Genomic DNA, 13733 nt, shown 5'->3' with positions numbered 1-13733 from the left:
AACACTAAATCAAAATAATGTTACGATCTCTTAGACCTGCCTTCTTCGTCTTATTCTTTTTATTTTTTTCTCAAATTTTTGCTCAAGGCAAATTTCAATATTCTGGATACATTAAGAATGCCGCAAATGGCGAAACTCTTATTGGAGCTGTGATTCGAGATTTGAATTCTAGTCAAATTGCTAGAACAAATAATTATGGTTTCTACTCCATTCAGTTGCCGGCTGGAAGTCAGACTATTGCAGTATCCTATGTTGGCTTTGATGAAAAAATTTTTAATCTGCAGATTGAGCGGGATAGTGTACTCAATATTGATATGACCCCTGGAGGAAGAAAGCTGGAAGAAGTTGTGGTATCAGGAAGACGTAAGATCGGTAATGTATCTGGTGTGCAAACCGGTTTGGTCAAATTAGAAATAAAAGATATTAAAAATATTCCCGTTGTTTTTGGAGAGCAGGACGTTTTAAAAACAATTCAATTGCTACCAGGAGTGACAAGTGGAGGAGAGGGTAGCAGTTCTTTTTATGTGCGTGGCGGTGGAGGTGATCAGAACTTAATACTACTGGATGAAGCAGCGGTATATAATGCGTCACATTTATTTGGTTTTTTCTCTACATTTAATTCTGATGCGATTAAAGATGTAAATTTCTATAAAGGTGGTATGCCGGCACATTTTGGAGGTAAGGTTTCCTCCGTTATGGACATCAGTATGATTGATGGAAATAACAAAGAGTTTGGTGTAGAAGGAGGTGTGGGCTTAATCGCATCTAGACTTAAAGTGGAAGGACCTATAGTAAAAGACAAAGGGTCTTTTATGATTAGTGGGCGTCGAACTTATGCCGATTTATTTCTTAAATTATCGAAGGATGAAGATGTAAACAAAAGCAAATTGTTTTTCTATGACCTGAATGCTAAAGTAAATTATCGTTTTGATAATAAGAATTCCTTGTTTCTATCTGGTTACTTTGGAAAAGATGCAATGGCTTATAGTGATTTGTTTGATTTTAATTGGGGTAATGCGACTGGTACGATACGCTGGAATCACGTTTGGACTAATAAGCTCTTTAGTAACACGACATTTATCTATAGCGATTTTAATTACAACGTGAATATTGAAGATAATTCAAATTTCAAAATCACTTCAAAGATTGAAAATTTAAATTTTAAACAAGATTTTCAATATTATCCTAATAATGATCATCAGATCCGGTTTGGAGTTCAAGCATCTGTTCAGACAATTCGTCCTGCCAGTCTTTTTGGGGGAGAGGGATCCGCAGTAAACACAATTGAGATCGAACCAAGAAAAGGGTTGGAGACGGCTGTTTACGTGTCAGATGAATGGTCTATATCAGATAAATTTAAAGCATTGTACGGTATACGTGTTAATAATTATAGTATGTTAGGGCCAGGTACAATCTATAGTTTTGATGCCGATGGAAATGCCACAGAGAAAACTATTTATGAGAAAAATCAGATAATTCAAAATTACCTCACTGTAGAACCACGATTGTCATTAAATTATATGTTCAATGACAATCAAAGTATAAAGGCATCCTTAAATCGTAATTCTCAAAACTTGCATCAGCTGACGAATACGACATCAAGCCTTCCAACAGATCAATTTGTTTTAAGTTCCAATAACATCAAACCACAGTTAGCAAATCAAGTATCACTAGGTTATTTTCAGAATTTTGAAAATGCAAAATATGAAGCTTCGGTAGAAGCCTATTACAAAGATCTGCAAAATCAGATTGATTTTAAGAATGGTGCTGACTTACAGGCAAACGAAATGTTGGATGGAGAATTATTATTCGGTAAAGGAAGAGCTTATGGCGTAGAATGGTTTGTGAAAAAAAATAAAGGAAAATTAACAGGATGGTTGAGCTATACGCTATCGAAAAGTGAGCGTCAATTTGATCAGATTAATAATGGAGCATGGTTCAATGCCAGACAAGATAAAACTCATAATGTCGCTTTAGTAGCAATGTATAAGCTGACAGATAAATGGACTTTGGGCTCTACATTTGTTTACTACACAGGTGATGCGGTTACTTTTCCTTCTGGAAAATATCAGGTAGACGGTAAAACCTTGTTTTATTATACAGATCGCAATAGTTATCGGATGCCTAATTATCACCGTCTTGATGTATCTGCAACTTACGATCCAGGTGTCAAGCTTAATAAAAGGTATTCCTCATCGTGGTCTTTTGGGCTATATAATGCATACAACAGAAAAAACGCGTACTTAATTGATTTTAGAGAGAATGAGGATAATGCTAATATTACGGAGGCTTATCGAATCGCTTTATTCGGTATAATTCCTTCTGTGACCTGGAATTTTAAATTTTAATGATTTTAAAAGTAAGATACTGATAGGTACTCAAGAAGTTAAATCATCAAAACAAGCATTAGCGTGCTGATCTATAAAAACTGATTATTAATGAATAAATAAATTATTGTGATGAATATAAAAACTGTTTTTAATTGTATCGTGTTGGTAACGGCCGTATTTTTAAGTTCATGTGAAGATAAAATAGATTTAGAGTTAGATGCTGTAGTAGGTAAATATGTTATTGTCGGAGATCTGCATAATGCAAATGTGTCTCAAACAATCTCCATTAACCGTGTTGTCGACTTTTCGAATACATCACCCAACGATCCGGTGTTAGGCGCTTATGTGCAAGTGACAAATATGAGTAGTGGCCGTTCTTATCAATTTGCTGATAGGAATAATGGTAGCTATGTTATTGATAGAATGACTTTCAAAGAAGGTGATCGATATGCCTTATCAGTTACAATGTCTGATGGAAGCCATTTTGAGTCAACCTGTATCATGCCTAAATATGTAGCAGTAGATTCCATCGGTTTAGTTCGTAAAAAAAGATTTAATGATGAATATATATATGCTTCATTTGGTTTTAATGATCCAGCTAATCAAGATAACTATTACAAGTATAAGTTGAAATTGAATGATGAGGAATTTAAATTTAGCGATGTATTTAGTGATAAATTTAATGATGGATTATTTGTTGAGCATGAAATAAGTAATGAAGATGAAGACATAAAAGTTGGAGACGAAATTCAAGTTTTGAGACAATGTATCGCCAAGGATGTATACACATACTGGTCCAATGTTAAAGGGTTAAACCCAGGTTCTGCAGCTCCCTCTAATCCGATATCTAATATATCTAATGGTGCACTTGGATATTTTAGTGTTAGTAGTGCGCAATACTATGAACTAAAAGTACTTGAAAAAGCAAATCATAACACTTCGAATCGGTAGTTTTTCTCTAATAAATAAGCTATAGTTTTAGGAAGTGCATATTCTACACGAGGTATTGCTTTTATATTGTCATGAAAAACGATAATTGATCCATTTTCGGTATTTCTGATTGTATTTTTTAAACACTGGTCAGGGGAAAGTGAAAGGTCAAAATCACCGGTTAGAACATCCCACATGATAATTTCATATGCAGAATAGAGTTCTTTTAATTGAGATTTTTTAGCTCTTCCATATGGAGGGCGAAATAGCTTACTTTTGGTAAGCTCTTGACACTGTCGGATGTTTTCGAGATACTTAGCATCGTCAGTTTTCCAACCTTTTAAATGATTGTAAGTATGATTTCCGACTTGATGGCCTTCAGACAAAATTCTTTCGAATAAATGTGGATTTTTTTTAATATTTTCACCTACGCAAAAAAAAGTCGCTTTGATGTTGTACTGTTTTAAAGTATCTAAAACAAATGGAGTTAATTCCGGAATAGGACCATCATCAAAAGTGAGGTAAATTTTGTTTTCTTTCCTTGATTTATTCCAGATTGATTTTGGATATAATAATTTAAGAAAGAAAGGTGCTTTAACAAGATACATACTTTTTTATTTTAGCAAAAATATTAAAACTATTAGGTTCTTACTATGGACGATAGAAAAAATTATAAGAAAATGGCTTTTATGACCATCATGTTTTCCTTGATGGGGTATGCGGGGTTTGGACAAGGACAAATAACCGTAGAAGAAGCTATTCGAATTACTTTAGAAAGAAACCTGCAAGTTAAGCAGGCTACTTTAAATAAAGATTTAGCGGCGCAGGACGTCTATCAGGCAAAATCTAATTTATATCCCGATTTGAGCATAGGTGTAAATCAGCGATTTAATAATGGATTTGCATTTGACCAGGTATCGGGTACCGTGATCACGGGAAATGAATGGACGAGGACATCAAGCGCTTCTGTGAGTTCTAATGTAACCATTTTTCAAGGTTTTCAGAAGATCAACCAGATTAAAGCTAATAAATTACTATTAGAGTCATCCGCTACGCAAATCGAAAAGATAAAATATGATTTGATGTTATCTGTATTGGTTAATTATTTGGAAGCAATCACAAACAGTGAATTGACGATTGCGAGCCAACAGCAGATTCTTTTATCTAAAGAACAGGTGAAAAATGATTCCATCCAATTTCAAGTAGGTAATAAAACTTTGGCTGATCTTTCTCAATCTAAAAATCAAGTTGCTACGGATGAGCTTAATTTGGTAAATGCTAGAAATGCCTATGAATCTTCTTTATTGACATTGAAACAATTGATGGAGATGTCTCCACAAGCAGAATTGAAATTGGTTAAACCAGAAGTAGAAGCGGTGGATTATGTGCTCGGTCAATATTCGGCAGTTAATGTCTTTGAAAAAGCTAAAAGTTTCAATCCAGAGGTAAAGAAGGCTCAATTAGATAAGGAAGTAGCATTAAAACAAATTGATATTGCCAAAGGGGGCTATTATCCTTCTCTTTCATTAGGAGTGAGTTATGGTACCAATTATTCTTCCAAAGGAAGAAATTTAATTACCGGAGATTATCTTCCTTTTGGTGACCAGTTTAATCAAAATAAATCATTTGGGGCAGGACTGACTTTGTCGGTACCAATTTTTGATAATAATAAGAACCGAATAAATGTATCAAAAGCTAAGATTAATCTAGAATTGGCAGAAACCAGTCAACAGCTTTTAGAAACAAATTTAAATAAAACCGTTAATCAGGCTGTTTTAGACCTTTCTGCCGCAGCACAGCGTTACCAATCTAGTTTAGCGGCTTTTAGTAGCGCGACAGATGCATTTCAAGTGATCAAGGAACGCTATGATATAGGTATGGCAAATGGTATTGAACTGTTTACCGCACAAACAAATAGAAATAAAGCTGAATTTGATTTAATCCAAGCAAAGTATAATATGATCTTTAAAGATAAAATAATTGATTATTATGTTGGAAATCCAATTAAATTTGATGTTAAATAACCCCTTAATGAAAATCTGAAATGGCTAAAAAGAAAAGTAAATTACCAAAAATCATATTAATAAGTGCAGTCGTTATATTAATATTGGTTTTAGTTGGCAGCAAATTGGGATGGTTCGGAAAAGGGGATATCGTTAAAGTTGCTGTAGATCCTGTAAAGGAAATGAATATCAATGAGCTGGTTTCTGCAAGTGGTAAAATTCAACCAGAATTTGAAGTTAAATTGAGCTCTGAGGTATCTGGTGAAGTTGTGGAACTGAATATTAAAGAAGGTGATTTAGTGAAAAAGGGACAAGTTCTCTGTCGTATAAAACCTGATATCTTGCAATCGGGTTATGAACGGTCTATTGCGACTTTGAATTCTCAGAAAGCAAATCTGGCAGCTGCACAACAACAATTAAAACAGCAACAAGCTAATTTTAGTAATGTTGAAGCAACTTACAAGAGAAATCTTGAATTGTTTAACAAAAGAGTAATCTCAGCAGCTGAAATGGACAAAAGCTCGGCAGAATACTACTCAACTTTAGCAGCTATTGAAGCACAAAGACAGACTGTATTATCTACGAAATTTGGTATAGACCAATCTCAGGCAACTGTCAAAGAAGCAAAAGATAATTTAGATCGTACTACAATTTATTCGCCAAGTGACGGTGTAGTATCATTATTATCTATTGAGTTAGGCGAGCGTGTTGTTGGAACGGCACAGATGGCGGGTACAGAAATCATGCGTATTGCCAATATGGACGCTATGGAGGTCAATGTAGATGTGAATGAAAATGATATTAATCGTGTCCGTGTAGGAAACGAAGCAGAGATTGAAGTTGACGCTTATCAAGATCGTAAATTTAAAGGTATCGTTACTGAAATTGCTTCTTCATCTAAAAATATTGCTACAGTGACTGCTGGTTCATCAACCGAGCAGGTTACAAACTTTAATGTCAAAGTACGTATACAATTGAGCTCTTATGAGGATTTAATTAAGGAGAATAGTGCCTCTCCTTTTAAACCAGGTTTATCTGCAACAGTACAGATCTTTACTAAACATCAGAAGGGGTTGGCTATTCCAATACAATCTGTTACCATAAGAAATGGTACAGGAGCAGATAGTTTAAGCACAGACAGTTTGAAAGAATATGTATTTGTTTTTAACAATGGACTGGTTAAACAAACCGTTGTGAAAACAGGCATTCAGGACGATAAAAATATTATAATTTTATCGGGTCTTAAAAAAGGTGATGAGGTTGTCTCAAGGCCATTTGATGCTATTTCTAAAACTTTAAAGAACGATAGTAAAGTAGAAAAAGTAGATAAAAATAGTTTATAACGTTTTTTGATGTAGTATTTATCTGGTTTTCAGATTATTTAGTTTTGTTTTATTTAAATTTTATGTATTTTAAATGAAAACTAAATTATTGTGCTACGTCAGTTTTTTAAATACTTCAAGTTCTCAAGAACTGAACAGAATGGATTCTTTGTACTGAGTATATTGATGCTATTCCTGTTCAGTTTTCCTTTTATAGCCAATTTTTTTAGTAAATCCGACTTAAATTTAGAAAGTTACAATATTCAGGCTTTTACATCTGTTGAAAATGATACAACAGGTGTTGATCAATCGAATGATTATCGGTCTTTAGGAGATCAAAAGGATAAAGATCCTTATGATAAAGGGGGTGAAGGTAGTTTATTTCGATTTGATCCCAATCGTTTGGATAAAGCAGGCTGGATAAAACTGGGATTGAAAGAGAAACAGGTTCAGGTCATACTCAATTATAGAGAAAAAGGAGGCCGATTTTATAAAAAGGAAGATTTAGCTAAGATCTATTCTATCTCTCCGGCTAAATTTAAGCAATTGGAAAATTATATTGAAATTGCACCAACGACAGTTAAAAATCAGGTTCAAAATATAGAAAAAAATAGTGCAGGTTGGTTTACAAATAATGCTGAAAATAAATTAAAACCATTAGAGGTCGACATAAACAATGCGGATACTACTGCTTTTATAGCGCTAAGAGGTATCGGTTCAACTTTTGCCAAAAGGATTGTGAAATATAGAGAGTCTCTGGGTGGCTTTGTATCTGTTGATCAGATTAAAGAGATTTATGGGCTGCCTGTTGAAACATTTGATGCCATACTTCCTTTTCTAAAGATTAGCCCTCATCATGCAGTTTCAAAATTAACAATTAACGAGCTGGATGTAAAGTCTTTGTCTAAACATCCTTATATTAGTTTTAAGCAAAGTACTGCAATCGTCAATTACAGAAATCAACATGGTCATTTTCGTAATTTGGAAGATTTAAAAAAGGTCATCTTATTAGATGATGATTTTTTGCGTAAACTTGCTCCGTATTTAATCTTTTAAAGATGCTTGAAGAAAAATTAAAACATATTATTCGGGATGTATATGATTTCCCTAAACCTGGAATTGTTTTTAAGGATATTACACCGTTACTGCAAAATGCGCAGCTGTGTGAAGAGATGGTTGATGCTTTTGTAGAACAGGTAAAGGATTGTAAACTTGATGCTGTTGCTGGTATTGAGAGCAGAGGTTTTCTGTTTGGAATGATGTTGGCCAATCGTTTGAAGATTCCTTTTGTTCCCATCCGTAAGCAGGGCAAATTACCCTTTCATACAATTTCAGAGTCTTATGCTCTTGAATATGGGCAGGCGACTATAGAAATGCATGAAGATGCCTTTCCAAAAGGTAGTAGAATCCTGATCCATGATGACTTGCTGGCTACAGGTGGCACTGCAGTGGCTGCAAGTAAATTGATTGAAAAATTAGGTGGTGAAATAGCTGGATATTGTTTTGTCATCAGCCTAGATTTTTTAAATAGCCAGGGAAGATTAACCCGGTTTAGTCCCCATGTTTTTTCATTAGCACATTATAAATAATTTAATTTATAAAAACCCTCAACATATTTTATGGAATGGATCTCAGACCCACAGATTTGGATTTCACTACTGACATTGACAGTACTGGAAGTCGTGCTCGGAATAGATAATATTGTTTTTATCTCTATTCTTAGCGGTAAACTCCCTGCCGAACAGCAAAAGAAAGCCCGTCAGTTAGGTTTGATGTTGGCATTAGTGACTCGTGTGCTTCTGTTATTTTCAATTAAATGGATCATGTCTTTGACGGAACCATTTATTAATCTTGCAACTACTTTTGGTATCAACAATCCGGACTGGTCTCGTTATCTCGAATTGTCAGGTAGGGATCTGATTCTATTTATTGGAGGTCTATTTTTAATTTATAAAAGTACGACCGAGATACATCATAAAATGGACGGGCATACAGAAGAACATACAGTCAATAAAAAGGGCGTAACTTTTTTAAGTACAATTTTTCAGATATTAATCTTAGATATTGTTTTTTCATTGGACTCTGTGATCACTGCAGTTGGTATGGTCGATCAAATAGGAGTGATGGTTGCGGCAGTAATTATTGCTGTTGTTATCATGTTACTATCCTCCGAGCAGATCAGTAAATTTGTCAATAATTATCCTTCCGTGAAAATGCTGGCTTTGTCTTTTCTTCTTTTGATCGGGGTATCGCTGACAGCAGAAGCATTTGATCAGCATATTCCAAAAGGCTATATTTATTTTGCAATGGCTTTTTCTGTTTTAGTCGAATTTTTAAATATTAAAAGTGAGAAAAAACAAATGCATAAACAGCATGATAAATAGATGAAGATTTAAAATAAAAATGCGGGGGTAATCATTTTTGATTACCCCCGCATTTTTGTTGCTTATTATAAGCTTAATTCCGCAGCCTGTGCGATTTTCTTAGGAATATCCGTGTTTTCCATTTTGTGAGTAAATAGTTCAGAACCAGCTCCGATTGCATAAACAGGAACGTAACCTGCAGAGTGATTACCAGAAGCCCATGAAATATTAGCGACTTCATTTAATGTTTTGACAGCTTCAGCTACTAGTTTTTCGTCATTCGCATACAGGCTTTTTTCTGTTGCGTTTACATGTTTGATAAAACTATTCTCATAAGCCTGGAACATAGCTTTTTCTTGACGTTCATTGACTTTAATTTTTGTCCATAAACCAAGATTCTCAGCAAGTACACTTTTGATCTGTTCCCAAGTTGTCTTAGGTTGTTCTACACGTATTTTAGTAATTATTTTAGAAAGTTCTCCCTGAGAAACTTTTTGATTTACGAGGGCTTTGAAGTTTAAATTGCTACTTCCATTTCCTAAAGTCATACCACCTGTTTCGTGGTCTGCGGTAATAATGATCAATGTTTCTTCCGGATGTTTTAAGTAAAAATCATAAGCAGCCTGTACCGAGTTATTGAAATCGACTACTTCATGCAGTGTAGTTGCCGCATCATTGCTGTGGCTGGACCAATCAATCTTACCACCTTCTACCATTAAGAAAAAGCCTTTGTCATTATTTTTTGTCAGCGACTCAATTGCGACTTCAGTAATTTCTTTAAGATTGAGATCTCCATCTTTTTGATCAATTGCAAATTTTAAAGATTCGGGATCAGTATCTTTATTGTTCATTAAGATGATTTTATCAGCTTTTGTTTTTAGTCGATTATAATCCGATTTTCCGAAAGCCAAAGTATAACCTGATTTCTCAAATAAAGTAAAAATAGGGGTAGCAGTTTCTTTAGAAGCTGTCGTATTATGATTTAAAAAGCCAGACCCCCCAAAAAAATCAAAATTTGATTTGGCGATATCGGTTGCTATTTCATAATATTTGTTTCTACTTGTTTGATGTGCATAGAATGATGCAGGGGTAGCGTGATCAATACTCACACTCGTGGTGATGCCAACTTTTAAGCCTTTTTCTTTAGCCGCATAAGCGATGCTTTTTAAAGGTTTTGTTTGTGTTGAGTCCATTCCAATTACACCATTTTTAGTTTTTGACCCTACAGCAAGTGCAGTTCCACCAGCAGCCGAATCGGTAATGCCATTGGATAGGGAGTATGTGGAGGCAAAAGTAGCGACAGGAAAAAGCGAAAATACTAAAGGTTTCAAACCGATTCTATTTTCAAGGTCTGCCAAATAGACTTCTGTAGAATTGACCTGATTGAGTCCCATACCATCACCGATCATATAGAATATATATTTAGGTTTATTTTGAGCAAATAAAATAGATAGTGATGCTAAATAGAAAAATGTCGTTGCGAGTGTACGTTTGATCATGTTTAATAATAGTTGATGTTGGTATTTATAGTCTTAATATCATATTAATGGGCTAATATAGCAAACCCATATTTGTTTAATGTTAAGTTTTAAAATTCAGCATTATATATTGTGTTAAAACAATTCTTGGTATGTAATTGTTACAACAAGGTGAAATTGTAGCATAGCACTTGATCGTGAAGTGTAACTTAAAGTAACGGATAAACTAAAATTTGAACATTATGGAAATTAACCTTTTAAATTCTGCTAAAGAATTTTTTAATGATGAAGTCTTATCTAAGCTCGGTAATTCCGTAGGGGAAGATAAAGAAAAAGTGAAATCAGCTATTGGAGCAATTGTTCCTACTGTTTTCTTAGGGTTGCAAAAAGAGTCAGGAACTGGCTTAGCTGCAATTGTAGAGAAAGCTAAACAATATTATGGAGATTTTAATTTTGGTGACTTTTTAAAAACCAATACTGAAACAGGACGTATTAATGGATTGGTAGATGCAGAGCCTATTGAACCTCATCACAATGACCTTTTACAATCTATCTTTGGAGACAAGTTTAATTCAATTATTTCGAGCTTAGGCAGCCTTGTTGGAGGCAATGAATCCACTGTTGAAAAGTTATTAAGTGTTTCATTACCTGCTGTATTCTCGGGTTTAACACAAAATGGAACAAATTGGGATGTAAGTGCAATCGGTCGATTATTAAATGAAAATAAGGATAATTTTACAGCCGCATTGCCTTCAGGATTAGGACTAGCGGCATTTGGAACTTCTTTTGCTCAGGCGGATCAAATTAGATCCTCTTCTACTGATAGTGAATTACACGATAGCAGTATTACGGATAAGCCTGTAGAAGCAATATTGGTATCAGTGCCAGTTACAAAAGAGGAACCTAAAGTAACTCACCCAGAAGAGGTCACAAATGAAGCTGTTTCCAAAGATGAGGAGCTATCTATTGAAACGCCTCCGCTTGTTCCACCGCCACCTGTGCATCATGATACCCCCGTGGGTGTAGCACCTCCGATTGTACCTCCTATAGATCATGTGCCTATTATCCCACCTCCTCCTTCAGGCCCTATTGTTGATCCATTACATACAGAAACCCCGTCTTCTGGCGGTGGAGGAATTTGGAAAATATTAATACCCATCGTAATTATTGCTGTTCTTTGGTTCTTATTCGGGAAAGGCTGTAAAGGTGATAAAGATCAAGTAGTTGTGACCGATAGCATGAATACAACAGCTGTAGACACAAGTTTGACTGTTGTTGCTGTTACTCCGGTCGTTCGCGAAAGTTTAGAGGTGATTTTGCCGGATGGTGTAAAGTTAAAAGCCTATAAAGGTGGTATTGAAGATCAGCTGGTGCAGTTTCTAAAAACAGACTACAAAGCGCTAAGCGAGGATGAACTGAAAGATAAGTGGTTTAATTTTGATAATTTAAATTTTGAAACAGGTACGGCTAAAGTGCTTCCTGAAAGTCAAGTTCAATTAGAAAACATAGCGGCAATTCTAAAAGCTTTCCCTGCAGCAACTGTAAAGATTGGCGGGTATACAGATAAAACTGGAAATGAGGATTTTAATAAGAAATTATCTACAGATCGCGCTGAGGTAGTTAAAGTATATTTGATTGGAAAAGGGCCTAGTAGTCAGGTTATTGGCGCTGAAGGTTATGGTTCTGAGTTTGCAAAAGCAGCAGCTGATGCACCTGAAGCGGAACGCGTATTGGATCGTATCGTTGCTATAAGCGTACGATAGGTCCAATTGGAACAGAAAAAGGAGGTGAACGAAGTTCATCTCCTTTTTTTTATTTCACTATAATATTGCATTTTTGCGGATATGGAAAACAAGCTAAAGGAAATTTTAAAATCTGACTTTGAAAAATATATGCGTTTTGCAGTACATTCGGGCGCAGGATTTGGATTTGACATTTTCGGTGAATATGCAGTATCGGTATTAAATTTTTATGTGGGAAGTGCAATTTTAACCTATGAAAACAAGCTTGAGGCTTCCTTGTATTTGCTTGAATTATACAATAAGGGACTTAGTGGGATTATCACGGAGGAAGATCGTGAAGAGCTGGCTCGAGTTTTTGCTCAAGACCCAACTCTTGACTATGGTGTATTAAAACCTATTTTTGGCTAATCTTGTTTGGTCCAAACCAGGTTTTCGATGGCATAACCAGATTTACGCGCATATTCCAAATAGGCTAATTTAATAGCTTCAGGTATTGTTTTTTCTCTGGATAATATCCACATATAATCCAAATTGTCTCCAAAAATAAGTGCATATCGATAATCTTGATCAATTTTCACTACATGATAACCACTGTAAAATGGACCGAAAAAGGATACCTTTAAAGCCGCTTTTTTTGATGAATCAATAGGCTTTGCTTTACCGATTGACTGTTTCCATTTATTTTTTTGGTCATGAAATCCCTGATTATTTACCGTAATGCTACCATCATTATTTTTGTTATAAGTAGCAGTAACCTGTGACAGACCTTTTTCCCATTTAAAATCTAGCCGTGCTATTTCATACCACTTGCCTAAGTAACGATCTATGTCAAAAGGTTCGATGACTTTGACTTTGGATTTTACTGGTTTTAACGCATTGTAAGCGAACGTAACGGCAGCGGTAGCGGCGAGTATGAGAAGTGATTTTTTTTTATCCATAATAATGATGATTTGTTCATAAATCTGTGAGCTGTTCCTATGGGTACATACAATAAAAACGCCAAAGTGGAGACGAATGTTTAGTCATTTATGAAAATAAAAGTAGTAATTTCGTCATTTTAAAATTTAGTACCATGTATTCAAGAGAAGAAGTAAAACAGTTGAAGGAGACTTTTTGGACCCGATTTGGACAGTATATGGCTTTAAATAACTCTGCTGATGGAGAGAAGATCAATTGGGTAAACTATAGAACCGGTATTACTACGCTTTATGATGGAAGCGGATAAACGTCTTTCTTTAATAGCAATCGAGTGGAGTCATCGTGATCTATCAATGCGTAAGCTCATGATGGAGCAGTTTGAAGAGTACAAAACCATTCTAACAGCTATACTAGGAGAGGAATGGACCTGGGATCTGGAGGTGGAAGATGAACAAGGGAAATCTGTGAGTATGATCTATATGACTATGGAGGGGAAAAGTATTTTTAAACAAGAAGACTGGCCTGATCTAATATCATTTTTCAAACCAAGGTTAATTGCTCTCGATGAATTTTGGTGTGATGCCCAATATGGGTTTGAAATTTTCAAAAGTTAAATTATTACGTCAATAGGGTTTTATTTGAGGATG

Annotated in this window: 14 protein-coding genes; 11 read left to right on the top strand and 3 right to left on the bottom strand. The window is 35.1% G+C overall.

The window, feature by feature from the left end; all coding sequences use genetic code 11:
• The first annotated feature begins 17 nt into the window (after window positions 1-17).
• Complete coding sequence (locus M2265_RS08990; protein WP_132772934.1) at window positions 18-2348, top strand: TonB-dependent receptor domain-containing protein; 2331 nt, start codon at window positions 18-20, stop codon at window positions 2346-2348.
• Between the two features lie 111 nt (window positions 2349-2459).
• Window positions 2460-3281, top strand: a complete 822-nt coding sequence (locus M2265_RS08985; protein ID WP_132772932.1) for a DUF4249 domain-containing protein — start codon at window positions 2460-2462, stop codon at window positions 3279-3281.
• Here the strand turns inward: M2265_RS08985 and M2265_RS08980 are convergent.
• Window positions 3260-3868 carry a polysaccharide deacetylase family protein gene (locus tag M2265_RS08980; RefSeq protein WP_132772930.1) on the bottom strand — a complete coding sequence of 203 codons (609 nt, stop codon included), beginning with the start codon at window positions 3866-3868 and terminating at the stop codon, window positions 3260-3262. The genes M2265_RS08985 and M2265_RS08980 overlap by 22 nt on opposite strands.
• A gap of 45 nt (window positions 3869-3913) precedes the next feature.
• Here M2265_RS08980 and M2265_RS08975 point away from each other — a divergent pair, with 45 nt between their 5' ends.
• The 5 genes from M2265_RS08975 to M2265_RS08955 all read left to right on the top strand — a co-directional run bounded on the left by M2265_RS08975 (window position 3914) and on the right by M2265_RS08955 (window position 8969).
• On the top strand, window positions 3914-5284 hold the full coding sequence (locus tag M2265_RS08975) for a TolC family protein (protein ID WP_132772929.1): 1371 nt from the start codon (window positions 3914-3916) through the stop codon (window positions 5282-5284).
• 20 nt (window positions 5285-5304) lie between these two features.
• Complete coding sequence (locus tag M2265_RS08970) at window positions 5305-6606, top strand: efflux RND transporter periplasmic adaptor subunit (RefSeq protein ID WP_132772927.1); 1302 nt, start codon at window positions 5305-5307, stop codon at window positions 6604-6606.
• Between the two features lie 90 nt (window positions 6607-6696).
• Window positions 6697-7641 carry a ComEA family DNA-binding protein gene (locus M2265_RS08965; protein WP_132772925.1) on the top strand — a complete coding sequence of 315 codons (945 nt, stop codon included), beginning with the start codon at window positions 6697-6699 and terminating at the stop codon, window positions 7639-7641.
• A gap of 2 nt (window positions 7642-7643) precedes the next feature.
• The gene (locus M2265_RS08960; RefSeq protein WP_132772923.1) at window positions 7644-8174 is read left to right on the top strand and encodes an adenine phosphoribosyltransferase; all 531 of its coding nucleotides are present in this window, start codon (window positions 7644-7646) and stop codon (window positions 8172-8174) included.
• A 30-nt stretch (window positions 8175-8204) separates the two neighbouring features.
• Window positions 8205-8969, top strand: coding sequence for a TerC family protein (locus M2265_RS08955; protein WP_132772921.1), 765 nt, complete (start codon window positions 8205-8207; stop codon window positions 8967-8969).
• A gap of 65 nt (window positions 8970-9034) precedes the next feature.
• Here the strand turns inward: M2265_RS08955 and M2265_RS08950 are convergent, their stop codons facing one another.
• Window positions 9035-10447, bottom strand: coding sequence for an alkaline phosphatase (locus tag M2265_RS08950; RefSeq protein ID WP_132772919.1), 1413 nt, complete (start codon window positions 10445-10447; stop codon window positions 9035-9037).
• Between the two features lie 221 nt (window positions 10448-10668).
• Between M2265_RS08950 and M2265_RS08945 the strand changes: the two genes are divergently transcribed.
• Complete coding sequence (locus M2265_RS08945) at window positions 10669-12189, top strand: OmpA family protein (RefSeq protein ID WP_132772917.1); 1521 nt, start codon at window positions 10669-10671, stop codon at window positions 12187-12189.
• 81 nt (window positions 12190-12270) lie between these two features.
• A complete protein-coding gene (locus M2265_RS08940; protein ID WP_132772915.1) occupies window positions 12271-12576 on the top strand; it encodes a hypothetical protein in 306 nt (101 codons plus the stop codon).
• On the opposite strand, the gene M2265_RS08935 is transcribed toward M2265_RS08940, so the two are convergent.
• Window positions 12573-13106 carry a lipocalin family protein gene (locus M2265_RS08935; protein WP_132772913.1) on the bottom strand — a complete coding sequence of 178 codons (534 nt, stop codon included), beginning with the start codon at window positions 13104-13106 and terminating at the stop codon, window positions 12573-12575. The two genes, M2265_RS08940 and M2265_RS08935, sit on opposite strands and share 4 nt — an antisense overlap.
• A 134-nt stretch (window positions 13107-13240) precedes the next feature.
• Between M2265_RS08935 and M2265_RS08930 the strand changes: the two genes are divergently transcribed.
• Entirely contained in the window at window positions 13241-13393 is a 153-nt protein-coding gene (locus tag M2265_RS08930; protein ID WP_243655500.1) for a DUF4268 domain-containing protein, read from the top strand.
• Window positions 13377-13700 (top strand): DUF4268 domain-containing protein, encoded by a 324-nt coding sequence (locus M2265_RS08925; RefSeq protein ID WP_243655499.1) that lies wholly within the window; start codon window positions 13377-13379, stop codon window positions 13698-13700. The genes M2265_RS08930 and M2265_RS08925 overlap by 17 nt, the downstream gene beginning before the upstream one ends.
• Window positions 13701-13733: the final 33 nt, after the last annotated feature.

It is taken from the genome of Sphingobacterium kitahiroshimense, from assembly GCF_025961315.1.
GTDB lineage: Bacteria > Bacteroidota > Bacteroidia > Sphingobacteriales > Sphingobacteriaceae > Sphingobacterium > Sphingobacterium anhuiense.
This window is presented reverse-complemented; position numbering and strand designations above follow the sequence as displayed.